Here is a 24308-nt window from a genome sequence, read left to right as displayed (position 1 = left end):
GCGATCCCGGTCTCAGAACGCGAAGACGCTCGAACCGTGAGCGCTCATCACGCATGCGTTGGAGAAGATCCGCTCGTAGGAGACGCGCTGTCCCTGCCACACCCCGTCGACGGTGACGAGCACCGGGTCGTACTGCTTGGTGCAGAAGACGCCCTCCCGCATCGTCAGGGCGCCGAGGTCGCCGCCGAGGCGGTTCATCTCCGCGCAGGCCGCCCCCGGGGCCGGGTGGGTGCCCGAGGGGGCCGGGGCGCAGGTCAGGGTGACCGCGCGTTCCGGTGCGACGGTCGTCGCGCTGTCGCCGTGGCCCACGGTGAGCACCAGGGCCGAGGGGGCGTAGAGCGCGGACGGGGCGGTTCCCGGGGCGGCCAGCGCCGCCCCGGACAGGGGTGCGCAGACGGCGGCGGCCGTGAGGCCGAGGGTGGTGGCCCAGCGCGCGGTGTTCCGCATTGTGTGCTTCCTTCCGCTCGTGTCGACGAGTAGCCGGCCCGTGCTCGGTCGGTGCCGAACCGGCGTGCCGGAGTCTGCCGAGTCCGCGCCGGAACTTCACATCGGGTGTACGGATTTCGGTAACCTTGCGTGTTGAATCAGTGGCGCGAAGTCACGGAACGCGCGGGACACGGCCCTTTAACCGCACGGAGACCGGGTGCGCGAAGTGGCCAGATGGCCGGAATGCGGCCGCTCGGCAATCGGCCTGAAACATTCCGATTCCGCTCTTGGCGGACCGTTCCGTGACGCCTTGTGTTCATGAACCGGGCGAGTAATCGTCATTACATGATGACGAAGGAGCAGCGGGAACAACTGCGGGGCTGGTTCACCGGCCGGCTCCCCGACGGTCTCTTCGAGGAGCTGGCCGAGGTCACGGTCGACCGCGAGGAGATCACCGTCATCGGCCGCGTTCCCGGCCCCCGGCCGGCAAAGGACGTCTCGCCGGCCGAGCGGGAGGCGGCGGTCGAGGGCCGCGTCCAGGAGTTCCGGGAACGCACCCGGGACGACCGGATCGCGGTCGCCCGGGACGCCGAGCGCCGCTTCGGCCGGAAGGTCTCCTGGGGTGTGGAGTGCGACGGGCGCCGTGTCCTGTTCACGCATGTGGCGGCGCCCGTCATGACCCGGCTGCGCCAGCCGGAGCGGCAGGTCCTCGACACCCTCATCGCGAGCGGGGTGGCCCGCAGCCGCAGCGAGGCGCTGGCCTGGTGCGTACGCCTGGTCCAGCGGCACACCGACGACTGGCTCACCGAGCTGCGCGAGTCGCTGGAGCACGTCCAGCGGGTACGGGACCGGGGGCCGGACAACGAGCCGGAGGAGGCGGAGCCCGGCACCGGCAGCGGGTGAACGGCGTTGTCGGTGGCGTCCGTTACGGTGCGGGCATGACTCGATTCGTGCTGGTGGCCGGGGCCTGGCTCGGGGCCTGGGTGTGGGACGAGGTCGCGGACGAACTGCGCGCGGGCAGGCACGAGGTGCATCCCCTGACGCTGTCCGGGCTCGCCGAGAAGCAGGGGGTGCGGGCGGGACAGCGGACCCACGTCCAGGACATCGTGGACGTGGTGGAGCGGCTCGGCCTGCGGGACGTCGTCCTCGTGGGACACAGCTACTCCGGCGTGCCGGTCGGCCAGGCGGCCGAGCGGATCGGCGAGCGGCTGCGGCGCGTGGTGTTCGTCGACGCGAACGTGCCGGTCGACGGGGAGTCGTTCCTGTCCGGCTGGCCGAGCGACGGCGTCCGGCGGGCGATCGACGCCAACGGTGGGTTCTGGCCGCCCCTGGAGGCCGACGACTGCGTGGGCCAGGGCCTGACGAACGAGCAGACGGCCCGCCTCATCGGCGGAGCGACCCCGCACCCGGGCGCCACGCTCACCGAGCCGGCCGTGCTGGAGCGGCCGCTCGTCGAGCTGCCGGCGACGTACGTGAAGTGCCTGCTGGATGGCGAGGAGCCCCTTCCCGCCGTGGCGGAGGCGTTGAAGAGCGAGACGTGGGAGCTGGTCACCATGGACACCGGGCACTGGCCGATGTTCTCCCGGCCGCGCGAACTGGCCCGGATCCTGCGGGAGGCGGCCGCCGTCCGCTGATCCCTCCTCCCGCCCGGCGCTGGACGCGCCCCGCGCCCAGCGGCCAGCATGCACCGGGACGGCGTGGCTCCGGGAGACGAGGCGGGACGCATGGCGAAGCACTGGGCCGACTTCCAGTACGAGATCTACCTGAACGGGATGACGGGGGCCGTGCCCCGGCTGCCGACCGATCTGACCCGGCTGGAGGAGCTGACCGGGCAGCGGCTGGGCCCGGGACCGGTCGGGTACGTTGCGGGCTCCGCGGGCGACGGCAGCACCGCCCGCGCCAACCGGGCCGCGCTCGAACGCCGCCGGATCGTGCCGCGCATGCTGCGGGACGTGCACGAGCGTGACCTGTCGGTCGAGGTGCTGGGCCGCACGCTGCCGGCCCCGTTGGCGCTGGCGCCGGTCGGGGTGCTGTCGATCATGCATCCGGACGCCGAGTCCGCCGCCGCCCGGGCGGCGGCCGCCCAGGGCGTGCCGTTCGTGCTGTCCTCCGCGTCCAGTACGCCGATGGAGCAGGTGGCGGAGGCGATGGGCGGGGCGGAGCGCTGGTTCCAGTTGTACTGGCCGAAGGACGTGGAGGTGGCCCGGAGCTTCCTGGACCGGGCGAAGGCCGCCGGGTTCACGGCGCTCGTCGTCACGCTCGACACCCCCCTGCTGTCGTGGCGCCCGCGCGACCTGGACCAGGCGTACCTGCCGTTCCTGCACGGTGTGGGCACCGCCAACTACTTCTCGGACCCGGCGTTCCGGGCGGGGCTGGCCAAGCCGGTGCACGAGGATCCCGACGCGGCGGTGATGCACTTCGTCGGCATGTTCGCCGACCCCGCCAAGTCCTGGCCGGATCTGGCGTTCCTGCGGGAGAACTGGGACGGCCCGATCGTCCTCAAGGGCGTGCTCCACCCCGACGATGCGCGGCTCGCCGCCGACGCCGGGATGGACGGCGTGGTGGTGTCCAACCACGGCGGGCGCCAGGTGGCCGGGGCGATCGCCGCGGCGGACGCGCTGCCCGGCGTGGTGGAGGCCGTCGGCGACCGGCTCACCGTGTTGTTCGACAGCGGGGTGCGCACCGGCGACGACGTCTTCAAGGCCCTCGCCCTCGGCGCACGGGCGGTCCTGCTGGGCCGTCCGTACGCCTACGGGCTCGGCCTCGACGGACAGGCGGGGGTCGAGCACGTGATCCGCTGCCTGCTCGCCGAACTCGACCTCACCATGGCCCTGTCGGGCCACGCCATCCCGTCCACGATCGGTCCCGAGTCCCTCATGGAGACGGTGGGCTGACCCGCCCCGGCCCGCCACGACACGTGCCGGGGCGGGGCGGATTCCCGCCCCGCCCCGGCCGGGGGTCACGTCACCGGCTCGGCCAGTCCCGCGGGCCGGGCCGACGGGGTGTCCGCGCCGCTGATGGACAGGGAGCCCGTGTCCGTCCGTACCGGTTCGGGGATCCAGCGCTGGTCCACGCTCCGCTCGCGCACCTTGACGACGATGTCGGCGTTCGCGTCAGGGGTCGCCGGAGCGAGGGCCAGTTGGACGTCCCAGCGGGGCACCAGCTCGCCCTGCGCGGTGAGGTCGTACCGCACGTCGGCGCCCCGCTGGTCGCCGGGGTCGGCGCAGGTGCCGAGGACGACGACACCGGCGTCCTTGTGCGAGTCCAGGCACAGACCGGGGTCGGCCACGCTGCGCAGCAGCCCGTCGTCCTCGTACGTCCACTGCTGGGTCCACGCCGAGGAGCAGTCCGCCAGCCGGGTCCCGGAGCCGTCCCGGGGCTCGCCCCGGGTGTCGAGGCACAGGCCGGAGGCGACGTTGCGCAGCCGCGTCCGTTCCGGTGCGGTGGGCAGGCCGGCGACGCCGGGCGGGGACGCGGAGGGCACGGCCGCGCGGCCGCCCGCCGCTCCGGTGGAGCCCGTCGGGGCGGCGCCGCCGCCGTCCGGGCTGGAGGACCCGGCGATGAGCACGCTCACCAGCACTCCGGCGGACACCGCGCCGAGGCCGGTGAGCAGGGTCCTGGTGGAGCGCACCGGGTCCGGGAACGCGAGGCCCGTCAGCCGTCCGGGGACGGGGATGCGGGAGAGCACGCGGCGCCGGCCGCTGCCGGGCCGCCCGCCCCCGCGCCGGCGGCGGGCGGCGCGCCCGCCGCGCGGGCCGGCCGTCGCGCGCCCCGGGCGCGAGTCGAGGTAGCGCCGGGCTCCCCACCCGAGCACCGCCTCGGCGAGCAGCGTGCCCAGCCCGCCCTCGAAGTGGCTCAGTTGCTCGGCCGTGTTCCGGCAGTGGCGGCACTCCGCCAGATGCTGCCGGACGTCCGGCAGCAGGGCCCCGCCCCGCCGGATGGGGACGTCGAGGAGCCGGTTGTAGAAGCGGCAGTCCTTCGTCGGTGCCAGTTCCTGATGGGCGTGGGCACAGGCTTGACGGAATTTTTCACGTGCCTGTTCGAGTGCGCCCGGAGCGACGGCGGGGTCCATGCCGAGCAGACCGGCCGGTACGGAAATCGGCTCGGCCTCGACCTCGACGTGCCAGAGCAAACAGCGCGCGCGTGCGGGCAACGACCGGAATGCCCGTTGGGCGAGTGAGCGATTTTCCGGCGTCATGGTGTTCGCCGCGCGCATGCCGCGCCCGCCGGCCGGTTTCTGCAGCTCCGGCATAACCCCGGTTATTCGATCGTCCGCGGCCCACTCGCGGACCGTGTCCCGCACGGCCACCAGCAGTACGGGCCGGAGCGCGACGGCCGATTCGCCGAGGGCGACCCGGTCCAGTGCCCGGTGCAGGGCGGCCGCGGTGACCATGGCGGCGAGTGGCCCGGACGACGCGAGGCAGACGGCCGCGTAGTCGTGCATCGACGGCCAGTGCCGCGCCGTCAGCAGCGCGACGGAGTGGGCGGCCTCGCCCTCCGGACGGTTCCGCAGCCGGGCGGCGAGGAACTCGTCGGATTCCTCCGGATCCCCGCCGGGCGGGGGATACGGGGGCCGAGGGGGGTGGGTGTGCACTGAGATGGTTCCTTCCCACAGCGCATGTGTCATTCGAGGGTTTCCGACGCCGAAAAGGAAGACCGATTGGTTCATACCTCTTTGGCGGGGCGCGAGGGGCGCGAATTCACCGACGGCGAATCGGACCCGGTTCATCAACTCACGTGCGACCCCGGCCTTTACCCCCCGCACGAGTGGCTCACTCTCGCACAACCCGCGCTCGGCCAACAAGGCGGTCGGGCGACATCCGCGCGTTGACAGGAAGTCAGAGAGGAAACGCGGCCCACGGCTTTCGCCCCGGGTTTTCACGCCGTTCACAGCCGGGGCGCCCCAGGGGATGCCCGGATCCCCGCCGCGCCGCCCCCGTGCGAACTCCGCGCTCATGGCAGCGCCCCGCGCACGCTTTCGGCGCATGCCGGAGCACAGTCGCCTGGTCACGGCCCTTCCCGGAGGTCACGCGCGAAGCCGGCGGCTCCCCCGCGCGCGGCCGCCGGCCCCGGTCCTCCCGTCCTCGGCCGGCGGCCCCGAGGGGCTCCCGGCATGCCGCGCGGCCCGTCCGGCCCGGTTCAAATCTGCCAGGAGCGCAGCCGGTCGGCCGCGCCGTAGACGTCCGCCTCGCCGGAGATCAGGTCACGCGCCAGATCGACCAGGGCGCCGTAGGGCGGGTCGATGCCGACCCCGCTGACGAACATGTAGGCGACCGCCGTGGCACAGGCGAAGCGGGCGTTGGCCGAGGGCAGCGGCCGGAGCACGGCGAGGGTGTGCAGCAGGGCCGCCGCCCGCCAGGCCGGATCGGAGTCGACGCCCAGCCGGGGCGGGTCCACCCGATGGCGGGCGACGGCCGCGACGAGGGCGGAGAAGTCGTTGACGGTGGGCTGGTCCGGGAGGACCTCCTCGTGCCGCTGGAGCAGCCAGGGCACGTCGATGTGGAGCACGGACGCCATCGGTCAGGCGGCCCGCCCCTCGCGCCCGGCGGACGGTTCGTCGTCCGGGAAGGCGGCGGCGAACTCGTCGGCGTGGGAGGCGAAGAAGCGGCGGAAGGCTTCCGCGCCCTCCTGCAGGGCGTGGTGGCGGGCTATGTCCGCCGCGGCCGCCTCCCGCACGAGCGCCTTCATGGACGTACCGCGTTCCTTGGCGATCTGCCGCAGGTCCTCGAGCTCGCGGTCGCTGAACTCCACGTTGAGAGCTGGCATGTCTTCACGGTACCGCTCGGGTACTGAATCGTAAATATGCGCAGGTCGGACCGTACGTGCAGGGGTACCGAAAAGGGCGGCGGCCGGGTGGCCGCCGCCCTGCCGGGAGCGGGTGTCAGCCCTGATCGGCCACGAAGGAGGCCATGCGGGTCAGGGCCGCGTTCCAGTTGATGGTGTGTTCGTTGGTGGACCAGGACTGGATGTCGTCGATGAAGCAGAACTGACCGACGCAGCCCTGGAGCTTCGACTGGGCGAAGGGGTCCTGGATGCTGGAGTTGGGTCCGCCGGAGAGCGTGCCGGCGGGCGGGTTCGGCAGGTTCGGGTCGAGCTGCCGGGCGTACCAGCGGCTGTGCTGGTTGTGCGCGTTGACCTCGCCGTAACCGGTGACGTACGACATGTTGAGGGCGTTGCGGCCCAGGATGTAGTCCATGCTCTGCAGCGCGCCGTCCCGGTACTTCGAGGCGCCGGTGAGGTCGTAGGCGGTGGCGAGGACGACCGCGTTGTTGAGCACCTGGTGGCTGGAGCCCCAGTCGTAGACGTTGTCGGCCGGCGCGTACGGCATGCCGTACGGGTGGGCCTTCAGCGTGGCCAGATAGCGGTCGGCGCCCTTGGTCACGGAGCGGCGGACCTTGTCCTTGCCGGGCAGCCGGTTCGGCACGGTCGCGAGGTCGAGCCGGCCGGCCGCGGCGGTGCGGGACCAGTCGAAGCCGGTCGGGCCGAAGATGTCGGCGGTGTGCACCGGGGAGTTCAGGACGTACTCCTGGAACTTCCGCTCCCCCGTGGTGAGGTACAGCTCGGCGGCCGCCCAGTAGAACTCGTCGGCCACGGTGTCGTCGGGGTAGGCGCCGCCGCCGACGCCGTCGTCCGGGTCGGCGAGGAGGTCCGGGTGGGCGAGGGCCGCCGTCCAGGCCTTGCGGGCCGCCGCGAGGGCGGTGGCCGCGAACTCCTTGTCGTAGGGGCGGTAGAGCCGTGCCGCCTGGGCGGCCGTGGCCGCGAGGTTCAGGGTGGCGGCGGTGGTCGGCGGGTGCAGTTCCCGCTTCTGCGGGTCGTCGCTCGGCAGCAGCGGCAGTCCGGTCCACTGCTCGTCGTGGATCTTGTGGTGGGCCATGCCGGCCAGCGGCTCACCGTCGGGGACCTGCATCTTCAGCAGGAACTCCAGTTCCCAGCGGGCCTCGTCGAGGATGTCCGGGACCTTGTTGCCGCTCTCCGGGATGTCGAGCGTGCCGTCGCCGAGCCTGTCCGCCTCGCCGGTGCGGGCGTGCTGGGCGCGTTCGTAGGTGCTGAGCACCTCCCAGGTGCTGATGCCGCCGTTGACGACGTACTTGCCGTGGTCGCCGGCGTCGTACCAGCCGCCGGTGACGTCGAGGGTGTAGTCGCACTCCCCCGGCCGGCAGGGCACCTCGCCGTCGCCCCGGTTGGGGGCCGTGCCCACGTGCCCGGCCGGACGGCCGTAGCCGGGGCGCAGGTCGTCGCGGATCTCGATGCCGCTGCGCTGGGTGTAGTAGTACTTCGCCGAGTCCAGTCGCAGCCGCTCGTACGCGCGCGCGTCGATGTCGAAGGGCCGGCTGGTCTCACCGTCCACGGTCAGGGTGTAGCCGGTGCCGCGCTTCCGGTAGGAGCCGAAGTCGAGGGAGTGGACGTTCTGCCCGGAGGAGGCGTCGGTGCCTCGCGGCACGGTCCAGCCCCGCCGGACCACACGGCCGTCGTCGTCCTTCAGCTGCCAGGACAGCCGCTCGCCGGCGTCGGTGACCAGGGTGGCGTTCTTGGGTCCCGCGGGCAGGTAGGCGACCTGGTTGACCCGGACGCGGGGGCCGGTGTCGGGCTCGTACGGCTCGGGGGCGACCCCGCCCCGCAGGGACACGTCGTCCACGCAGAACCGCCAGGGGTCCGCGCTCCCGCCGACCTGGAAGCCGACCTGGCCCTGCGCGGTGTCGACGGGTGAGGTGAAGGTGTACGAGTAGGTGTCCCCCGAGACGCTGAGCTGCGGGGACACCTCGTAGTAGGTGTCGTACGGCGCCACCTGGAGGCCGACGATCGCCCGCACGACATGGCCGGCGGGCGAGCCGGTGGCGCTGAAGGAGAAGCGGTACGACTCCCCCTTCACCAGGGTGATGTCGTTCTGGCCGACGGCCGCGTCCCAGCGGTTGGCGGTGCCGCCGGGGACGTCGGCGCACAGGCGGCCCTCGGACGGGCCCGCGGCGACGCCGGCGGAGGCCCACCAGGAGTCGGTGCCGTTGTCGAAGGCGCCGTTGCGGACCTGCTCCACCTCGTCGGCCCCGGCCGGGGCGGCGGGCAGCGCGGTGAGCGCGGTCGCCAGCAGTCCGGTCAGGGACAGCAGGGCGGTTCTGCGTCTGTTCACGTCTGGGCTCCTCGTGGGGAGGTGCGGGGGCACGGGAAGCGCGTTTGGGAGCGCTCCCATTTCCGTACGCGGACCATGGTTGTGGCAGGGGTGACACTCCGTCAACGGTTGGGACAGGACTGGTGACGGCCACCTGGAGCGGAGGTTCGCGGTCCGCGTCGGGCCCCGACCCACTAGGCTGGAACCCAGGCGATGCACCGGTTCACGGTGAGTGTGCGCGATGGAGTGGCGACGATGAGGCCGGACGACCCGTTCGACGATGCCGTGACGGCCCGGGCCGTCATCGCCGCCGACGGCACGCTCGCACGGTGGAGCGAGGGCGCCCGCCTGCTGCTGGGACACACGGCCGAGGAGGTCGTCGGACGCCCGGCCGCCGTACTGCTGGCCGAGGGTCCGGCCCCGTCCCGGCTCCCGGCCGCCCGCTGGAGCGGCACCCTCGCCCTGCGGCACCGCGACGGCAAAACCGTCACGGTGTGGGTGCTCGCCCACCGCAGACGGCCGGCGGACGACGGTCCGGGGGAATGGCTCGCCGTCACCCCGCTGGAGGCCACGGACCAGGAACTGCCCGACGACCCGCTGGTCAGGACGGCCGTGTTCCAGTCGCCCTGCGCCACGATGGTCTTCGACGAAGGGCTGCGTCTGCGCGGGGTCAACGACGCCATGGCCCACCTCCTCGGGCTGCCGGCCCCCCATCTGCGGGGACTCAGGCCCACCGACGTCGGCGGCCGGCCGCAGCACGCCGAACTGGAGCGGCAGCTGCGTCAGGTGCTGCGCGCCGGACGGCCGCAGGACATGCAGACGTACATGAAGGCCACCAGCGAGAGCCGCCCGCACGCCTGGCTGGCCCGGCTCGCCCCGCTCACCGACCGGTCCGGCCGGGTGCGGGGCGTGTGCGTGACCGCCCACGACTTCTCCGAGCAGTACCTGGCGCGGGAGCGGCTGCAGCTGGTCAACGAGGCCAGCATCCGCATCGGCACCACCCTGGACGTCGCCCGGACGGCGCAGGAGCTGGCCGAGGTGTGCGTGCCCGCCCTCGCCGACTTCGTCAGCGTCGACCTGCTGGAGCCCGAGGAGCCCGGGGGCGAGCCCACCGGTCCGCTGACCACGCCGGTCTCGCTGCGCCGGGTCGCCCACCAGTCCCTCACACCGGGCAGCCCCGAGGCGGTCGCCCGCGTGGGCGAGGTGGTCGTCTACCCGGAGGCCGCGCCGCAGGCGGACTCGCTGATCGCGGGTCACAGCATCGCGGCCTCGGTGCCGTCCGGCGATCTCGACCCGTGGCTCACGGTGGACGAGGCACGCGCCCGGCAGGTCCGGGAGTTCGGCGTCCACTCCATGCTGTCCGTCCCGCTCCAGGCGCGCGGTACGACCCTCGGAGTGGCCGCCTTCACCCGCTTCGCCCGTCCCGAGGCGTTCACCCACGACGACGTGCTGCTGGCCGAGGAGGTCACCGCGCGCGCCGCCGTCTGCATCGACAACGCCCGCCGCTACTCCCGGGAACGCGAGACCACCCTCGCGCTCCAGCGCAGCCTGCTCCCCCGCACCCTGCCGCGCACGGCCGCCGTGGAGGCGGCCACCCGCTACCTGCCGGCCGCGCGCTCCGGGGTGGGCGGCGACTGGTTCGACGTGATCCCGCTGTCCGGGATGCGGGTGGCCATGGTGGTCGGGGACGTCGTCGGGCACGGCATCCAGGCGTCCGCGACCATGGGCCGGCTGCGCACCGCGGTGCGCACTCTCGCCGACATCGACCTGGCGCCGGACGAACTGCTCACCCACCTCGACGACCTGGTGCTCCACCTCTCGCACGAGTCGGACGGCGACCCCGGGGCGGGCGAGGTCGGCGCGACCTGTCTGTACGCGGTGTACGACCCGGTGTCACGGCGCTGCACCCTGTCCCGGGCGGGGCACCCCTCACCGGTCCTGATCCCGCCGGGCGGCCCGGCCCGGCACCTCGAACTGCCCTCCGGACCCCCGCTGGGCCTGGGTGGGCTGCCCTTCGAGTCGGTCGAGCTGGAGCTGCCCGACGACGCGGTGCTGGCGTTCTACACCGACGGGCTGGTCGAGTCCCGCGGACGGGACACCGAGGCCGGTCACGTCCTGCTCCGTGAGGCGTTGTCCCACGCCGCCGGCCCGCTCGACGAGACCTGCGACCGGGTCCTGCACACCATGCTCGCACCGGACGGCGCGACGGACGACGTGGCCCTGCTGCTGGCCCGTACCCGCGGTCTGCCGTCCGCGCAGGTCGCCACCTGGGACATCCCCGCCGATCCGGCGCTGGTCGCCCCCGTCCGCAAGCAGGTCCTCGAGCAACTGGCCACCTGGGCGCTGACCGAGGCGTCGTTCACCGCGGAGCTGGTGGTGAGCGAGCTGGTCACCAACGCCATCCGGTACGGCGCCCCGCCCATCCGGCTGCGGCTGATCCACGACGCCTCGACGCTGATCTGCGAGGTGTCCGACACCAGCCACACGGCGCCGCACCTGCGGCGGGCCAAGACCTGGGACGAGGGGGGCCGGGGTCTGCTGCTGGTCGCCCAGCTCACCCAGCGCTGGGGCAGCAGACACACGGCCGACGGCAAGACCATCTGGTCGGAACTGGCACTGGCGGACGAGATGTGACACGAGGTGAACCATGGCGAACGGGTCACGGCACACGACGGCGGTGGTGGCGGGTGCGCTGGTCCTGCTGGGCGCGCTGGCCTCCTGCGGCACCGGGGGCGGGACCGCGGGCCCTTCCCCGCAGCCCTCCGCGTCCGCCGCACGGACCACCGGGGACTCCCCGCACGGCGCCGTGCCGAGCGACGCCGCCGGTTCCACGAACGACCTGTCCCCGACGGCCGCCGGGTCCGCGGACCGCTCGGCGTCCCGGTGCCGCACCGCCGAACTGAGCGCCGCCGTCGGCCGGATGGACCCGGGTGCGGGGCAGCGCAACCTCCCCGTCGTGCTGACGAACGTCTCCTCCCGCACCTGCACCCTGTACGGCCATCCGGGCGCCGCCTTCGTGGACGCGGCCGGCGGGCAGCTGGGCCGGGACCCGAAGCGCACCCCCGGTGCCCCGGCGACCGTCACCCTGACGCCCGGCGCCAGTGCCTGGGCGGGGCTGAGTTACGCGAGCCCCGGAGTCAGCGGCGCACGCGCGGCCACCCCGGCGGCGCTCCTCGTCACCCCACCGGACGAACGGGACCCCCTGAAGGTGCCCTGGACGGACGGTGCGGTCCCGATGTCCGGCAACGCGTCCTCGGTGTTCCTCACCGTGCTGGAGCCGGGCACCGGCCCCTGAACGCCGAAGCCCTCGGTGAGCGGCGACCGGGTGCGGGACGCACGGCTGCCGGAGTTCCTCCGCCTCCTTGTCGGTCGGCCCGGGTCCGACGGCGGCCACGGCGTCCTCGACGTGGTGGGCCCTGGACGCGCCGGTGATCGGTGCGGCGACCGTGTCCTGGTGGAGCGGCCGGGCGAGGGCGCCCCGGACGCGCGGCGCGGCGCGCCGCGCCGTTCGGCGATGCGGGCGACCGACTCGACGACGGCACGGTCCCCCTCCTGGTACAGGGCGCCGCCGAACGCGTCGGTGGCGCTGCGCCCGGTGGTGGCGTCCCGGTCCCGGGTGGGCCGGCCCCGGGCGAGCGGGCTCCGGAGCAGGACGCCCACGCCCCGGTCGGCGCGGAGCGGCAGCGTCTCCCGCTCCTCGATCCGCTCCCCCGCGCGCCGCCCGCGCGTATCCGTCGCTGCCCGGAATCCCCCTGCCGAACCCCGCCCCCGTGATCCGCTTCGCGGCGCTCGTGCTCGGCTCCCGCGGCGGGGAGGCGGCCGGGCTCCGGGGCGGACCGTGTTCGTGACGGCGGCCTTCGCCGCGTCCGCGAGCCGGCAGGTGCTGCTCGCCGGCGGCGCCCTGCTGGGCCGGGCGCCGACCGGTCACCGGGGCCGGCGGCGTCCGGAGCGATGACGGCCCGCGGGCCCGGTTCGGATGAATTCGGCGTGCGATGGTGTTGCAGGAGTGATCGACTCGACCGCAGGACGCGAGAACGACGGGATGGATGCCATGCCTCTGCAAGGCGAGTACGACCCCAGTCCGACGCAGTGGGTGCGCGAACAGGTGGAGCTGTACGAGAGTTCCGGCGGCACGGAGGGGACGACCCTGCAGGGCAGGCCCGTCATCGTGCTGACCAGCCGGGGCGCGAAGAGCGGCAAGCTGCGCAAGACCCCGTTGATGCGGGTCGAGCACGAGGGGCGGTACGCGGCGGTCGCCTCGCTGGGCGGCGCCCCCCGGCACCCGGTCTGGTACCACAACGTCAAGGCCGACCCGCACGTCGAGCTCCAGGACGGGCCGGCCAAGTTCGACATGACGGCCCGTGAGGTCACCGGGGAGGAGAAGGCCGAGTGGTGGAAGCGCGCCGTCGCGGCCTTTCCGCCGTACGCCGACTACCAGGAGAAGACGGACCGTGAGATCCCGGTCTTCGTGCTGGAGCGGCGGGAACAGGGCTGACGGACGCGGGTCCGGCGGGCGGAGGGGAGAAATCCCCGCCCCGGTGCGCATGAAGCACCGGCCGCCGGGCATCCGTGCGTCAGGCCCCGCCGCGTTCCCCCGTCGCGGCGGGGCTTTCCCACGCCTCCCGTGCCTCCGGGTCGCCCCGTTCGGTGACGTCGAGGAAGATCTGGTCCGCCTCGGGCACCTCACGGGCGATGGACCGCTTGATGCGTACGGCGACCTTCTCCACCCGCTCGCTGTCCATGCCGGGCACCAGGTCGACGCGGGCGGCCACCAGGGCGGTGTCCAGGCCCGTCTTCATGGTGAAGAGCGCCTCCACGCTGTCGATCTCGGGCTGCTCGCACAGCAGTTCCCGGATCCGGTCGCTCGCCCGCGGGTCGGCGGCCTCGCCGATCAGCTGGTCGCGGGCGTCGCGTCCGAGCCGGAAGGCGACGTAGACCAGCAGCGCGCCGATGGCGAGCGAGGCGGACGCCTCCCACACCGCCTGCCCGGTGATCATGTGCAGCACCATGCCGACGATGGCCAGGGTGACGCCCACCACCGCGGTGCCGTCCTCGGCGACCACCGTGCGCAGCGCCGGATCACGCAGTCCGCTGCCCAGGCCGCCCTGCCCGCGCACCTGGTACAGGGCGCGCAGCAGGGAGCCGCCCTCGGCGAGCAGGGCGACGCCGAGCACGACCAGTCCGGCGACATAGCCGTCCAGGTCCTCCTCGCTCCCGCTCCTGAGCGCCTCCACGCCCTGGTAGAACGAGAAGCAGCCGCCCATCACGAAGATCCCGACGGCCGCGAGCAGCGACCAGAAGAACCGCTCCTTGCCGTAGCCGAACGGGTGACGGCGGTCGGCCGGGCGCCGGCTGCGCCGCAGCGCGGCCAGCAGGAACACCTCGTTCAGGCTGTCGGCGACCGAGTGCGCCGCCTCCGACAGCAACGCGGGGGAGGAGGCGGCCAGTCCGCCGACGGCCTTGGCGACGGCGATCACCAGATTGGCGGCGAGCGCCACCAGCACCGTGATCCGGGTTCTGCGATCCGATCGAGTACTCACCCTCGGCCGATTGCCCCGGTCGGCCCACGCCATACCGTGCCGTCGGCGGAAAACGGGGAACGCGGTCACAGGGACATCCGAACGGCGACGAGGAGGGCACCATGGGCCGCGACGACGGGGGCGGCGGCAACAGGTCGTACGGCAGGAAGAAGTTCAAGAGGTCGAGGGCCCACTTCGCGGACCGGATCACCGCGGACGGCCGGGACGGCTGGCCTGTGGAGGCCGGGCGCTACCGGCTCGTCGTGAGCCGGGCCTGTCCGTGGGCGAGCCGGGCGCTGGTGTCCCGGCGGCTGCTCGGTCTCGAGGACGCCCTGTCCCTGGCCGTCACGGACCCGTTGCAGGACGACCGGAGCTGGCGCTTCACCCTGGACCCGGACGGCCGCGACCCGGTTCTGGGCATCCGGTACCTGAGCGAGGCGTACGACCGGCGGGAGACGGACTACCCGGGCGGGGTGAGCGTGCCGGCGGTCGTGGACGTGGAGAGTGGCGCACTCGTCACCAACGACTACCAGCAGATCACCCTGGACCTCGCCACCGAGTGGGCGGCCCTGCACCGCGAGGGGGCGCCCGACCTGTACCCGCGGGCACGGCGTGACGAGATCGACGCGCTGGCGGAGGACGTCTTCCAGGACGTCAACAACGGCGTGTACCGGGCGGGCTTCGCCACGGACCAGGAGGAGTACGAGGCCGCGTGCACCGCCCTGTTCCGGCGGCTGGAGCTGCTGGCGGGGCGGCTGGAGCGGCAGCGGTACCTGGTGGGCGACACCATCACCGAGGCGGACATCAGGCTGTTCACCACGCTGGTGCGGTTCGACGCGGTGTACCACGGCCACTTCAAGTGCAACCGGTGGAAGCTGACGGAGAACCGGGTGCTGTGGGCGTACGCCCGCGACCTGTACCAGACGCCCGGATTCGGCGACACCGTGGACTTCGACCACATCAAGCGGCACTACTACCAGGTGCACACCGGCATCAACCCGTCCGGCATCGTGCCCCTCGGTCCCGACCTGTCCGGCTGGACGGCGCCCCACCACCGGGCGGAGCTGGGCGGCCGGCCGTTCGGGGACGGCACTCCGCCCGGTCCGGTGCGGGCCGGCGAGGAGGTGCCGGCGCCGGGTCGCCCCTGACCGGCCGGGCCCGGCGCCCCGTTCACCGACGATCCATCCACCGACGAGACGACGCAGCCGACCCAAGGAGACCCACGTGGCGAAGAAGAGCAAGAAGGCGAAGAAGAAGCTGCCCATGGCGTACAAGCCGATCGGCTTCGTGCTGGGCTGGACCAGCGGCACCGTGGCGGGGATGGCGTTCCAGAAGACCTGGAAGGTGATCCGGCACGAGGACGACGCGCCGGACGCGCTGGACCGCGACCGCCGCTGGGGAGAGATCCTGCTGGCCGCGGCGATCCAGGGCGCCATCTTCGCGGTGGTGCGCAGTGCCGTGGACCGGGCCGGCGCCAAGGCCATCGAACGTTCCACGGGCACCTGGCCGGTCCCGGACAAGGGCGGCCGCGACTGACGCGTCCGTAGGGCCGGCCCGCCGTCCCCCGACGGCGGGTCAGCCCTGTTTGGGCGCCGTCGACGTGCCCCGCCGGACGGTGAAGGAGTGGCCCGCCGGGTCGGCGTAGCCGCGTTCCCCGGTGGGTCCCGAGGCGTCGCCCGTCTCCACCGGACGCCCGCCGAGACCCACGATCAGGCGTTCCACCGCGTCCAGGTCGTCCACCACGAACTCCAGGTGCGCCTGGAGGGAGTTCTCCGGGCGGGGCCAGCTCGGGGCGGTCGCGTTCACGTCCCGGCGCAGTGCCAGGCGGAAACCGTCGCGGGCCCGGATCTCCACCCGGTTGACGTGGGCGTCGACGTCCTCCGCGCCCAGCAGCTCCTTGTAGAACTCGGCGAGTTTCTCGGGTTCGGCACAGTCGAGCACCACCATGCCGGCCGTCACCAGGGTCATGTCTCCTCCGCGGGAGTCCGGGGCACGGGGCGCTCCTGCCCCGCCCTGTACGTGACGCCTATCCCCGCTCGCCGGATTCAACCGGGGCCCTCGGCAAGTGACTTCAGGGAATGTGTGAGCGTACGCACGCCAACGTTCCGGCAGGGTAACGGAGATCACCGGTCGTCACGGTGTAGATTTTTCGATCTTGGGGCATCCTCGTAGCGCTTCTCGATCCAACTTCCCTGGCTTGAAACCTAGTTCGAGTGCGCGGGCGGTTGCCCTCACGGCCGCCCGTTCGCAGGGCGGGGGACTCCGCGTTCCGTCTCCCGAAAGGAAACACATGTCTCAGGACGTCCGGTTCGACCTCCCCTTCGACACCCCCGTCAGCGACCACCTGGAGTACGCGCGGGCGCGTCATCTGCGCTGGGTGCGGGAGACGGGGCTGGTCCGCAGCCGGGCCGGTTTCGAGGAGTACCGGTCCTGGGACCTGCCCCAGGCCGCCGCCCGTACGTATCCGTACGCCTCGGCGGAGGACCTGGTCGTCCTGATGAACTGGTTCTCCCTCGCGTTCCTCTTCGACGACCAGTTCGACGCCGGGCGGCCCGACCGTGCCGAGCGCATAGCCGAGGTGGCGCGGGAGCTGATCGTGACCCCGTTGCGGCCGGCGGGGAGCACGCCCAGGGTCGCCTGCCCCATCACGCTGGCCTGGGCCCAGGTCTGGGCCCGCCTCTCGGACGGCATGTCCCTGACCTGGCAGACCCGGTTCGCGGCCTCCTGGGGGCGGTTCCTGGTGGCGCACTGCGAGGAGGTCGACCTGGCCGCCCGGGGGCTGGCCGGGACCCTCGGCCTGGACGAGTACGCGGCCTTCCGGCGCCGTACCGTCGGCATCCACCACAGCATCGACGCGGGCGAGCGCAGCCGCGGCTTCGAGGTCCCGGCGCAGGCGATGGCGCATCCGCTGATGGAGCGGCTGCGCGACCTGGCCGCGGACACCATCGGGTTCATGAACGACATCCACTCCTTCGAGCGGGAGCGCCGCCGCGGTGACGGGCACAACCTCATCGCCGTCCTGCACCGGGAGCGGGGCTGCTCCTGGGAGGAGGCCGCCGCGGAGGCGTACGGCATGACGACCGCCCGTCTGACGGAGTACCTCGAACTGGAGGAGCGGGTGCCGCGGATGTGCGACGAGCTCGGGCTGGACGCGGACGAGCGCGACCGGGTGCGCCGAGGGGTCGAGGCCATCCGGCACTGGATCAACGGCAACTACGAGTGGGCGCTGACCACCGGCCGGTACGCGGCGGTGAAGGAGGGCCCCGTGGCCACCGCGGAGCAGGCCGGGCGGGGCTCCGTGGACGATCTGCTGACCGTGTGAGACGGCCGTCCCGCCCGGCCGCCGGGGCCGGGCGGCCGGGGGGCGTCGTCCGGATCGGACCGACTCCGGGAGACGGCACCGTGCGGCTGAGTCGAGCGGGGTCCGGTGCGTGCGGCCGCAAGGCGGAGGAGGGCGTCGGGGCGGAGCCCTGGCAACCGACGACAACGCCGCGGACGTGCGTGCCGGACCCCGCGCCCCGGCAGGATCCGAACGACGCCCCCCTGAGTCATCCGCCGAACTCGACGGGCAGGGCGTCCAGCCGGGACTCCCAGGTGGAGGCGGTCGAGCTGAGCTCCTCCGGTTCCACCGCCAGCCGCAGTCCGGGCAGCCGGTGCAGCAGGACGTCGACGGCGATCTCGATGAGGGACTGGCCGATGTTCTGTCCGGGGCACTCGTGCGGACCCGAACTGAAGGCCAGGTGGGCCTGGTTTCCCTGGACGGACACTCCGGCGTCCGGACGGATCTCGGGGTCCCGGTTGCCCGCGGCGAGCCCCAGCACCAGCAGATCGCCCTCCTGGACGCGGTGACCGCCGAGTTCCAGGTCGCTCGCGGCGAAGCGGCCCGGCAGGACGGCCAGCGGCGGACTGTCCCACATGACCTCCTCCACCACCTCGGAGACGTTCAGCCGGCCGCTGATCAGCCCGGAGAGGCGCGAGGTGTCGGTGAGGACCAGTTGCAGCACCCGGGCCAGCAGATTGCTGGTGGTGGTGTGCGCGGCGATCAGCACCAGGCGCAGGTGGCTGACGACCTCGTCCTCGTCGAGCCCGGCGCGGTGCTCCAGCAGGGCGGTGGCGAGGTCGCTGCCGGGCTCGGAGCGCTTGCGCGCGACGAGTTCGCCGAGGATCTCCTGGATGCGCGCGTCGTGGGCGACGGCGCTCTCGCCGCCCTTGAGGACCTGGGCGCAGGACTCGACCAGGTCGCGTCCCTCCGCCTCGGGCAGCCCCAGCAGGCGGCTGAGCACCAGCATCGGCAGGTACTCGGCGTAGTCGTGCACCAGGTCGGCGCGCCCGGTGTCCGCGAACGCGTCGATCTGTTTGTTGGCGTAGTGCGCGGCGTGCCGGCGGATGCCGCGGCCGGCCGCGGCCTGGAGGGCGTCGGTGACGGCCGCGCGGAGCCTGCGGTGCGGTTCGCCGTCCTGGGAGACGCAGTCGGGACGCCAGCCGAGCATCGGGACCAGCGGTGAGTTGTCGTCGACACGGCCGTCGGCCCGGTCCCGCCAGATGCGGGCGTCCCGGGTGAACTGGCGGGGGTTGTCCAGCACCCGGCGGGCGTCCCGGTAGCCGAGCACCAGCCAGGCCGGCACCTCGCCCTCCAGGAGCACGGGCGCCACCGGGCCGTGCTCCTTGCGCAGCCGTTCGTAGATGCCGGCCGGGTCGGTGGCCGCCTCCGGCCCGTACAGCCGGGTGAGCTCGGCGCCGTGGTGGGCGACGGGGCAGCCGCGGGGGGTCTCGGGGTCGTTCATCGGGGCTCCACGGCGACGGCCGAGCGTTCCTTCAGGTGCCGGATCAGGGCGACCAGCACATCACGGCTGGAGGCACGGTCACGGGCGTCGAAGGACACCACCGGGATGTGCGCGGGGATGTCCAGGGCGTCCCGTATCTCCTCGGCCGGGAAGTCCTTGGAGTCGGGGAAGACGTTGAGGGCGATGACGAACGGCACCTGTTGCCGCTCCATCTCCTCGATCGCCCGGAAACTGGAGGCCAGCCGCCGGGTGTCCACCAGGACGACCGCGCCGAGCGCCCCCTTGAACAGCCCGTTCCACAGGAACCAGAACCGCTCCTGGCCCGGCGTGCCGAACAGGTACAGCATCAGGCTGTCGTTGAGGCCGATCTTGCCGAAGTCCAGGCTGACGGTGGTCTGCGACTTGTCGGCGACCCCGATGAGGTCGTCGACGCCGGCGCTGGCCTGGGTGAGCGTCTCCTCGGTGGTGAGCGGCCTGATGTCGCTGACCGAGCGGACCATGGTGGTCTTCCCGGTGCCGAAGCCGCCGGCGATCATCACCTTCACCGAGCGGATGTCCCCGCCGCCCTGCCGGCCGGGCCGGTCAAAGCCTTTGAAGTCCACTGAGTACCTCCTCAAGGAGCGCGAGGTCGGGCCCGCGACCGGCGACGTGTGCCGGGATGGGGTCACGGGCTTCGATCCGGCCCGCGTCCAGCAGGTCCGACAGCAGCACCGCGAGAATGTTGAACGGCAGCCCGAGGTGGGCGCCGAGTTCGGCGACCGAGAGCGGCTCACGGCAGCGCCGGACGATCTCCTCGTGCTCGTGCTGCAGGCCCGGGACGGGGCCCGGGCGGGAGACGACGAGGGTCGCCACGTCGAGTCCGGCCGCCGCACCGCCCGGTCCGCTGCGCCCCCGGGTGAGGACGTAGTAGCGCTCGAGACCGGACGGGTCCGACGGCCGGCGGGGAGCACTCATCCAGAGTGCTCCTCCAGGCGCGGAGTGGTCCCGAGGAGTTCGCCCATTCTGCGGGCGAGGTCCCTCATCTGGTGTCCGAGCAGGCCCTGGTCCAGTCCCTCCCGGGCGAGGACGCCGAGGTAGGTCTCCACGCCGGCGCGGACCACGAAGAGGTGACCGCCGTCGACCTCGATCATCGCCAGCCGCAGCTGTCCCGCGTAGGCGGGGAACTGCTCGGCGACCGGCTGGGCCAGGGCCTGGAGGCCGGCCACCACCGCCGCGAAGCGGTCGACGTCGTCGGGGTCGTCCGCCCCGTAGGAGGTGATGGCCTTGCCGTCGCTGGAGGCCACGAGGGCGAAGCGGATCTCCTGGATGCTCTCGACGAGGTCGCGGAGCGCCCAGCTCACGTCGGTTCCCTGCTGCGTCATGTGGTCTGGTCGCTCTCTTCGGTGCGGTGCTCGGTGGACTCACGTCCGGTGGGGGTCTCACGGTCGCCGGGCGTCCGGGGCGCCGGGTCGCCGGCGCGTCCGGCGGTGGCGAAGGCGGCGAGGCCGGCGAAGGAGGCGTCCGGCGGTACGGCGGCCACGGCGCCGGCCGTCACGGGTCCGGCGGGCCGCGGGTCGTCCGCGTCGGTCCGCCTGCGGCGGCGGGGCAGTCCGCCGGGGGTGGTGTCGGCGGGCCCGGCGGATTCGCCCGGGGCCGGTCCGGCGACGGCGTCCGGCGACGCCGGACCGGTCTCGACGGCGGGGTTCTCCACCACGGCGGCCGCGGGCAGCGGGCTGAAGTACTTGTGCGGTACGACGACCACCACGGAGGTGCCGAGCCAGGGGGAGTCCGCGAAGGTGACGCGGATGCCGTAGCGGCGGGCGAGGATCCCGACGACCCGCAGGCCGATGTTGGCGTCCTCGGTGATGCCGCCGATGCCCGCCCCGGGCGCGGTGCCCGCGAGGGCGTGTTCGGCCGCGCGCTTCTTCTCCTCGCTCAGGCCCTTGCCGGAGTCCTGGATCTCGATGCCGACGCCGTTGGGGACCTCGCGGCCGGAGACGACCACGGGTTCGGAGGGCGGCGAGTAGCGGGCCGCGTTGTCGAGCAGATGGGCGAAGATCAGCGTGAGGTGGTCCACCAGTCCGCCGTCCACGCCGAGTTCGGGGAGCCGGCTCAGCTGGACGCGGTGGAAGTCCTTGATCCGGCCGATGCCGCCGCGCACCACGCTCAGCAGCCGCTGCGGCTCCTGCCACTGTCTGCCGGGCCGGTCGGAACCGCCGAGGACGCCGATGCTGGCGGCCAGGCAGTCGGCGGGGCCGATCTCCTGGTCGAGTTCCATCAGCCCCCGGGCGACGGCGGGCAGCCGGCCGTGTTCGCCCTGCATCTCGTGCAGCCGGCCGCGCAGCTTGCTGGTCAGCACGTGGATGCGGTTGCCGATGCTGATGACGGCCTGTTCGGCGGAGGTGGAACGGTCGAACTCCTCCTCCAGGCCGATCAGCGCGGTGCGCAGCAGCTTGCGGAGTTCGGTCTGGAGGTTGGCGCCGACCTTCGCGCACTGGTTGACGCTCGGCAGCAGGTCGTCGATGGCGTCGCCGGCGCGCAGCCGCCCGATCGCCTCCGGGAGCTGTTCGTCGGCGAGGCGGGCGACCGCGGACAGCTGGTGGGCCAGCTGCTCCCGCCGGGCCTCGGTCTCTTCGGCGAGCCGTGCCTCGTAGGTCCTGGTCCGTTCGGCCAGCCGCTCTTCGAACTCCTGCTCCCGTTCGGCGCGTTCGGTGGTGAACCTCCGCTCCTGGTCCGCCATGTGCTGCTGCCAGCGCCGGGTGTGCTCGGCCTGCGAGGTGCGGTGGGCGTCCTCCGCGCGCAGGAGGCGGACCCGGTACCGGAGCATGAGCCGTACGCACACGGAGCAGGCGGCCGTCGCGGCGGCGCCGAGGACGGCCGTGGTGATCCGGTCCGAGCCCATCGACGTGGCGGCGACCGTCCCGCCGCCGAGGCCGAGCGGCATCAGCCACCAGCCGTGCCAGGCGACGGGGGCCCGCGCCGCCGGTGGCGGAGTGGCGAGTTCCATCTGCATCCTTCGAAGCGACATGGGGGGTGTGCAGGGGCGTGCGACGGGGACCGCGCTCACGCGTGCGCACCACGAGGCGACCTGTCGTGATGTCGGTCAACTCGTGGCGCCGGTAAGGAGCTTATCGGGTCGGCACCCCTGTGGATCAACTTCCGCCGCTGCCCGAAGTGAGGGTTCCGTCACGCTCCGGCGGCGCCTTCCGGGGCCGGCCGACCGGTTCGAAAAAACTCGGTCGCAATGCGAAGACATATGTCAATCGAACATGCTCAAATGCACTCGACCGAAGGTAAGTTCCATGGTGTGGAACGGTGTTGGGGCCGATCCACTCCCCCGTTGCACAAAGCAGGCTGGAGGCGAGGGCGTCGTGCGGTACGAACCTGCACCGCTGACCCGGCATCTGCGCGTCCGCCACGACCGGGGGCACACGGTGCTGGAGCTCCGCGGCGAGATCGACATCGCCGCGGCCGCGGAGATCGTCCCGCATCTGGACATGGCGACCGCCGAACCGGGCGCCCGGATCGTGATCGACCTGACCCACGTCGAGTTCTTCGACCTCTCCGGGCTGCGCCTGCTGTACCGGGCCCGGCAGCGGATCGCGGACGGCCCCGGCCGGCTCCGCCTCGTGTGCGCCCACCCGCTGACCCTGCGCATGCTGCGGATCACCGGCACGTCCCGTCTGCTGCCGCCGTGGCCGACCCTGGACGCGGCACTGGAACATCCAGAGGGCGCCTCCGGCCCGCTCTGACCGACGGCTTCACGGCCCGGCGTCCGCCGTGCGCCCCTCCGTGCTTCCGGTGCGGTCGTCCGTCCCGGCTTCCCTGTCTGCCCGGGGAACTGAGGGGAATCCGGTCAGGAGGAAGGAGGGCCGTCACCATGACGACTCCCGTGAAGAGACCGATCGCACGCGTACCCGGATGGGTGAAGGCGCTCGGCGCGGTGGTGCTGCTGCTCGTCGTGCTGTTCGCCGGGATCCGGCTGAGCCTGTTGCCGGGCCTGAAGGACCTGTTCGGCACGGAGACCGAGGACCGCTCCGGGCCCGTGCTGCTGGAGTCCATCCAGGACATCAGCCGTTACGACGCCGCCTCGGGCAACTTCCAGGTGGTGGTGGACCTGGAGAAGGACGCGAAGTTCCTGCCGGACGCCGTCCGCGGCAGCCGCACGCTGTACGTGGGCGCGGGCACCGTGGACGCCTACGTCGACCTCGGGAAGCTGGACGAGGACGACGTACGGGTCGACGAGGACCGCACGTCCGCCACGCTGCGGCTGCCCCACGCCCGTCTGGGCAAGCCCGCCCTGGACCCCGAGCGCTCCTACGCCGTGTCCAAGCAGCGCGGGCTGCTCGACCGGCTCGGCGACCTCTTCTCGGACAACCCCAACAGCGAACAGGCCGTGCAGAAGCTCGCCGTACGGCACATCGGCGACGCGGCGAAGGAGAGCGGCCTCACCGCCCGGGCCGAGACCAACACCACGGAGATGCTCGAAGGACTGCTGCGCTCCCTGGGCTTCGAGGAGGTGCGGGTCAGCTACGGCGACTGACCCGCACGGCCGGGGGTAACAGGCGTACCACACAAGGAAGTTGACGACTGGAGGACATCATGGCCCGCGCCGTCCCGCATCCGCGCTCCCTGCTCCGACGGCGTCCGCGACCGTCCGCGCACGGCACCGCGGAGGGCGGTCCGGAGCGGCGCCCGCTGCCGTTGCTCCCGCGGTTGCTGGCGATGCTGTGCGCCTTCGTGTTCATGGTCGCCTTCGCCGCGGTCCTGGCCCGGCTCACCCTGTACCCCTCCCCCGCCTCGGAGGCGCTGACCCACACCAATCTGCACCCGGGCCGCTCGCTGAGGGCCTATCTGGACCAGCCCGCGCTGCGGGACGCCGTGCGTCAGATCGGCGGGAACATCCTGCTCGGCGTGCCCTTCGGCGTGCTCGCGCCGGTCGTCGCACCGCGCACGCGCGGATTCCTGCGGGTGCTGGTGCTGACGGCCGTCGTGATGCTGCTGGTGGAGTTGGCGCAGGGCACCCTGGTGACCGGACGCGCCTTCGACATCGACGACGTCATCCTGAACACCGGCGGGGCGCTGCTCGGTTACCTGCTCCTGGGCCGCCGCCTGAGCCGGGCCGTGCACGCGCGCCGACCGAAGGCCTGACCCCCGGGGCCCGGCCCCGGGGGCGGGCTTTCGTGGTCAGGGTCGCTCGCTCGCGCGCGGGGCCCCGCGCAGGGTCCAGGTGAACTTGTCGCCGCCCACCCAGCGGACCACGTCCGGGTCGTCCAGGTCGTGGACGGTGATCCCGAACGAGGCGGCGGCGTGCAGCACGTCGGTGACGGTCTTCGCCTCGCCGACCACCTGTCCGTCGATCTCCACGATCCGGAACGGCGGAGTCCCGGGCTGTACCCCGAGCACCACGATCCGCGGGTGCGACATGTACGGGCTCGCGCTTTCGGTCATGTCTCGAGGGTAGAGCGCGAACGGTGCGAACGCGGCGTGCGGGCG

At 73.0% G+C, this 24308-nt stretch carries 25 protein-coding genes and 2 pseudogenes; 13 read left to right on the top strand and 14 right to left on the bottom strand.

Translation table 11 applies throughout. The annotated features are described in order from the left end of the window. Positions 1-12 precede the first annotated feature (12 nt). Positions 13-447 (bottom strand): subtilase-type protease inhibitor, encoded by a 435-nt coding sequence (locus ADK41_RS11300; protein WP_030821353.1) that lies wholly within the window; start codon positions 445-447, stop codon positions 13-15. Positions 448-771: 324 nt separating this feature from the next. Between ADK41_RS11300 and ADK41_RS11295 the strand changes: the two genes are divergently transcribed. From ADK41_RS11295 to ADK41_RS11285, 3 genes are all read left to right on the top strand, one after another. Beyond that, complete coding sequence (locus tag ADK41_RS11295) at positions 772-1329, top strand: hypothetical protein (RefSeq protein ID WP_030821354.1); 558 nt, start codon at positions 772-774, stop codon at positions 1327-1329. A 35-nt stretch (positions 1330-1364) separates the two neighbouring features. Further along, positions 1365-2060: an alpha/beta fold hydrolase gene (locus ADK41_RS11290; protein WP_030821355.1), complete on the top strand. Its 696-nt coding sequence runs from the start codon at positions 1365-1367 to the stop codon at positions 2058-2060. Positions 2061-2150: 90 nt separating this feature from the next. After that, positions 2151-3320, top strand: coding sequence for a lactate 2-monooxygenase (locus ADK41_RS11285; protein WP_030821356.1), 1170 nt, complete (start codon positions 2151-2153; stop codon positions 3318-3320). A gap of 65 nt (positions 3321-3385) precedes the next feature. Here the strand turns inward: ADK41_RS11285 and ADK41_RS11280 are convergent, their stop codons facing one another. The 4 genes from ADK41_RS11280 to ADK41_RS11265 form a co-directional block, all read right to left on the bottom strand. After that, positions 3386-5053 (bottom strand): RICIN domain-containing protein, encoded by a 1668-nt coding sequence (locus ADK41_RS11280; RefSeq protein ID WP_051843010.1) that lies wholly within the window; start codon positions 5051-5053, stop codon positions 3386-3388. Between the two features lie 512 nt (positions 5054-5565). Next, on the bottom strand, positions 5566-5943 hold the full coding sequence (locus tag ADK41_RS11275) for a hypothetical protein (RefSeq protein ID WP_030821359.1): 378 nt from the start codon (positions 5941-5943) through the stop codon (positions 5566-5568). A gap of 3 nt (positions 5944-5946) precedes the next feature. Next, a complete protein-coding gene (locus ADK41_RS11270; RefSeq protein WP_030821361.1) occupies positions 5947-6192 on the bottom strand; it encodes a hypothetical protein in 246 nt (81 codons plus the stop codon). 115 nt (positions 6193-6307) lie between these two features. Then, positions 6308-8551: a glycoside hydrolase family 9 protein gene (locus ADK41_RS11265; RefSeq protein ID WP_030821364.1), complete on the bottom strand. Its 2244-nt coding sequence runs from the start codon at positions 8549-8551 to the stop codon at positions 6308-6310. Between the two features lie 234 nt (positions 8552-8785). On the opposite strand from ADK41_RS11265, the gene ADK41_RS11260 reads away from it, so the two are divergent. Both ADK41_RS11260 and ADK41_RS11255 read left to right on the top strand, forming a co-directional pair. Continuing rightward, the gene (locus ADK41_RS11260; protein ID WP_030821366.1) at positions 8786-11164 is read left to right on the top strand and encodes a SpoIIE family protein phosphatase; all 2379 of its coding nucleotides are present in this window, start codon (positions 8786-8788) and stop codon (positions 11162-11164) included. Positions 11165-11177: 13 nt separating this feature from the next. Continuing rightward, positions 11178-11825 carry a DUF4232 domain-containing protein gene (locus ADK41_RS11255; RefSeq protein ID WP_030821368.1) on the top strand — a complete coding sequence of 216 codons (648 nt, stop codon included), beginning with the start codon at positions 11178-11180 and terminating at the stop codon, positions 11823-11825. Between the two features lie 15 nt (positions 11826-11840). On the opposite strand, the pseudogene ADK41_RS43050 reads toward ADK41_RS11255, so the two are convergent. Beyond that, positions 11841-12235: pseudogene (locus tag ADK41_RS43050) on the bottom strand (aldo/keto reductase); the annotation flags it as partial. Between the two features lie 2 nt (positions 12236-12237). Between ADK41_RS43050 and ADK41_RS43045 the strand changes: the two are divergent. Beyond that, positions 12238-12467: pseudogene (locus ADK41_RS43045) on the top strand (lysine transporter LysE); the annotation flags it as partial. 114 nt (positions 12468-12581) lie between these two features. Beyond that, entirely contained in the window at positions 12582-13025 is a 444-nt protein-coding gene (locus ADK41_RS11245) for a nitroreductase family deazaflavin-dependent oxidoreductase (RefSeq protein WP_030821370.1), read from the top strand. Positions 13026-13104: 79 nt separating this feature from the next. On the opposite strand, the gene ADK41_RS11240 is transcribed toward ADK41_RS11245, so the two are convergent. Beyond that, positions 13105-14034 (bottom strand): cation diffusion facilitator family transporter, encoded by a 930-nt coding sequence (locus ADK41_RS11240; protein ID WP_030821372.1) that lies wholly within the window; start codon positions 14032-14034, stop codon positions 13105-13107. 137 nt (positions 14035-14171) lie between these two features. On the opposite strand from ADK41_RS11240, the gene ADK41_RS11235 reads away from it, so the two are divergent. Then, on the top strand, positions 14172-15197 hold the full coding sequence (locus ADK41_RS11235) for a glutathione S-transferase family protein (protein ID WP_030821374.1): 1026 nt from the start codon (positions 14172-14174) through the stop codon (positions 15195-15197). A 76-nt stretch (positions 15198-15273) separates the two neighbouring features. Continuing rightward, the gene (locus tag ADK41_RS11230) at positions 15274-15585 is read left to right on the top strand and encodes a DUF4235 domain-containing protein (RefSeq protein WP_030821376.1); all 312 of its coding nucleotides are present in this window, start codon (positions 15274-15276) and stop codon (positions 15583-15585) included. A gap of 39 nt (positions 15586-15624) precedes the next feature. Here ADK41_RS11230 and ADK41_RS11225 read toward each other — a convergent pair whose 3' ends face one another. After that, on the bottom strand, positions 15625-16017 hold the full coding sequence (locus ADK41_RS11225) for a VOC family protein (protein ID WP_030821378.1): 393 nt from the start codon (positions 16015-16017) through the stop codon (positions 15625-15627). A 322-nt stretch (positions 16018-16339) separates the two neighbouring features. Between ADK41_RS11225 and ADK41_RS11220 the strand changes: the two genes are divergently transcribed. Beyond that, positions 16340-17371, top strand: coding sequence for a 7-epi-alpha-eudesmol synthase (locus ADK41_RS11220; RefSeq protein WP_030821381.1), 1032 nt, complete (start codon positions 16340-16342; stop codon positions 17369-17371). 226 nt (positions 17372-17597) lie between these two features. Here the strand turns inward: ADK41_RS11220 and ADK41_RS11215 are convergent, their stop codons facing one another. From ADK41_RS11215 to ADK41_RS11195, 5 genes are read right to left on the bottom strand one after another with little or no spacing between them, the layout of a single operon-like run. Beyond that, positions 17598-18833 (bottom strand): cytochrome P450, encoded by a 1236-nt coding sequence (locus ADK41_RS11215; RefSeq protein ID WP_030821383.1) that lies wholly within the window; start codon positions 18831-18833, stop codon positions 17598-17600. Next, positions 18830-19435 (bottom strand): GTP-binding protein, encoded by a 606-nt coding sequence (locus tag ADK41_RS11210; RefSeq protein ID WP_030821385.1) that lies wholly within the window; start codon positions 19433-19435, stop codon positions 18830-18832. The genes ADK41_RS11215 and ADK41_RS11210 overlap by 4 nt, the downstream gene beginning before the upstream one ends. Next, positions 19416-19787: a DUF742 domain-containing protein gene (locus ADK41_RS11205; RefSeq protein WP_030821387.1), complete on the bottom strand. Its 372-nt coding sequence runs from the start codon at positions 19785-19787 to the stop codon at positions 19416-19418. Before ADK41_RS11205 ends, ADK41_RS11210 begins: the two co-directional genes overlap by 20 nt. Beyond that, positions 19784-20194: a roadblock/LC7 domain-containing protein gene (locus tag ADK41_RS11200; RefSeq protein WP_030821389.1), complete on the bottom strand. Its 411-nt coding sequence runs from the start codon at positions 20192-20194 to the stop codon at positions 19784-19786. The genes ADK41_RS11205 and ADK41_RS11200 overlap by 4 nt, the downstream gene beginning before the upstream one ends. Beyond that, entirely contained in the window at positions 20191-21819 is a 1629-nt protein-coding gene (locus ADK41_RS11195) for an ATP-binding protein (RefSeq protein ID WP_030821391.1), read from the bottom strand. Before ADK41_RS11195 ends, ADK41_RS11200 begins: the two co-directional genes overlap by 4 nt. Before the next feature lie 364 nt (positions 21820-22183). On the opposite strand from ADK41_RS11195, the gene ADK41_RS11190 reads away from it, so the two are divergent. The 3 genes from ADK41_RS11190 to ADK41_RS11180 all read left to right on the top strand — a co-directional run bounded on the left by ADK41_RS11190 (position 22184) and on the right by ADK41_RS11180 (position 23963). After that, a complete protein-coding gene (locus ADK41_RS11190) occupies positions 22184-22564 on the top strand; it encodes an anti-sigma factor antagonist (protein WP_030821393.1) in 381 nt (126 codons plus the stop codon). Positions 22565-22692: 128 nt separating this feature from the next. Further along, entirely contained in the window at positions 22693-23355 is a 663-nt protein-coding gene (locus ADK41_RS11185) for a DUF4230 domain-containing protein (RefSeq protein ID WP_030821394.1), read from the top strand. 59 nt (positions 23356-23414) lie between these two features. Beyond that, a complete protein-coding gene (locus tag ADK41_RS11180) occupies positions 23415-23963 on the top strand; it encodes a VanZ family protein (RefSeq protein ID WP_030821396.1) in 549 nt (182 codons plus the stop codon). Between the two features lie 36 nt (positions 23964-23999). Here the strand turns inward: ADK41_RS11180 and ADK41_RS11175 are convergent, their stop codons facing one another. Beyond that, the gene (locus ADK41_RS11175; RefSeq protein ID WP_030821399.1) at positions 24000-24263 is read right to left on the bottom strand and encodes a hypothetical protein; all 264 of its coding nucleotides are present in this window, start codon (positions 24261-24263) and stop codon (positions 24000-24002) included. Positions 24264-24308 lie beyond the last annotated feature (45 nt).

Source organism: Streptomyces caelestis, from assembly GCF_001279005.1.
Classification (GTDB): Bacteria; Actinomycetota; Actinomycetes; order Streptomycetales; family Streptomycetaceae; genus Streptomyces; species Streptomyces heliomycini.
Note: the sequence above shows the minus strand (reverse complement) of the source record. Positions and strands in the feature narration are given on the sequence as shown.

Bases quoted from the DNA above. Each gene is read 5' to 3' on its own strand.
- ADK41_RS11300 (WP_030821353.1), bottom strand. From the start codon at position 447: ATGCGGAACACCGCGCGCTGGGCCACCACCCTCGGCCTCACGGCCGCC.
- ADK41_RS11295 (WP_030821354.1), top strand. From the start codon at position 772: ATGATGACGAAGGAGCAGCGGGAACAACTGCGGGGCTGGTTCACCGGC.
- ADK41_RS11290 (WP_030821355.1), top strand. From the start codon at position 1,365: ATGACTCGATTCGTGCTGGTGGCCGGGGCCTGGCTCGGGGCCTGGGTG.
- ADK41_RS11285 (WP_030821356.1), top strand. From the start codon at position 2,151: ATGGCGAAGCACTGGGCCGACTTCCAGTACGAGATCTACCTGAACGGG.
- ADK41_RS11280 (WP_051843010.1), bottom strand. From the start codon at position 5,053: ATGACACATGCGCTGTGGGAAGGAACCATCTCAGTGCACACCCACCCC.
- ADK41_RS11275 (WP_030821359.1), bottom strand. From the start codon at position 5,943: ATGGCGTCCGTGCTCCACATCGACGTGCCCTGGCTGCTCCAGCGGCAC.
- ADK41_RS11270 (WP_030821361.1), bottom strand. From the start codon at position 6,192: ATGCCAGCTCTCAACGTGGAGTTCAGCGACCGCGAGCTCGAGGACCTG.
- ADK41_RS11260 (WP_030821366.1), top strand. From the start codon at position 8,786: ATGAGGCCGGACGACCCGTTCGACGATGCCGTGACGGCCCGGGCCGTC.
- ADK41_RS11255 (WP_030821368.1), top strand. From the start codon at position 11,178: ATGGCGAACGGGTCACGGCACACGACGGCGGTGGTGGCGGGTGCGCTG.
- ADK41_RS11245 (WP_030821370.1), top strand. From the start codon at position 12,582: ATGCCTCTGCAAGGCGAGTACGACCCCAGTCCGACGCAGTGGGTGCGC.
- ADK41_RS11235 (WP_030821374.1), top strand. From the start codon at position 14,172: ATGGGCCGCGACGACGGGGGCGGCGGCAACAGGTCGTACGGCAGGAAG.
- ADK41_RS11225 (WP_030821378.1), bottom strand. From the start codon at position 16,017: ATGACCCTGGTGACGGCCGGCATGGTGGTGCTCGACTGTGCCGAACCC.
- ADK41_RS11220 (WP_030821381.1), top strand. From the start codon at position 16,340: ATGTCTCAGGACGTCCGGTTCGACCTCCCCTTCGACACCCCCGTCAGC.
- ADK41_RS11215 (WP_030821383.1), bottom strand. From the start codon at position 18,833: ATGAACGACCCCGAGACCCCCCGCGGCTGCCCCGTCGCCCACCACGGC.
- ADK41_RS11205 (WP_030821387.1), bottom strand. From the start codon at position 19,787: ATGAGTGCTCCCCGCCGGCCGTCGGACCCGTCCGGTCTCGAGCGCTAC.
- ADK41_RS11200 (WP_030821389.1), bottom strand. From the start codon at position 20,194: ATGACGCAGCAGGGAACCGACGTGAGCTGGGCGCTCCGCGACCTCGTC.
- ADK41_RS11195 (WP_030821391.1), bottom strand. From the start codon at position 21,819: ATGGAACTCGCCACTCCGCCACCGGCGGCGCGGGCCCCCGTCGCCTGG.
- ADK41_RS11185 (WP_030821394.1), top strand. From the start codon at position 22,693: ATGACGACTCCCGTGAAGAGACCGATCGCACGCGTACCCGGATGGGTG.
- ADK41_RS11180 (WP_030821396.1), top strand. From the start codon at position 23,415: ATGGCCCGCGCCGTCCCGCATCCGCGCTCCCTGCTCCGACGGCGTCCG.
- ADK41_RS11175 (WP_030821399.1), bottom strand. From the start codon at position 24,263: ATGACCGAAAGCGCGAGCCCGTACATGTCGCACCCGCGGATCGTGGTG.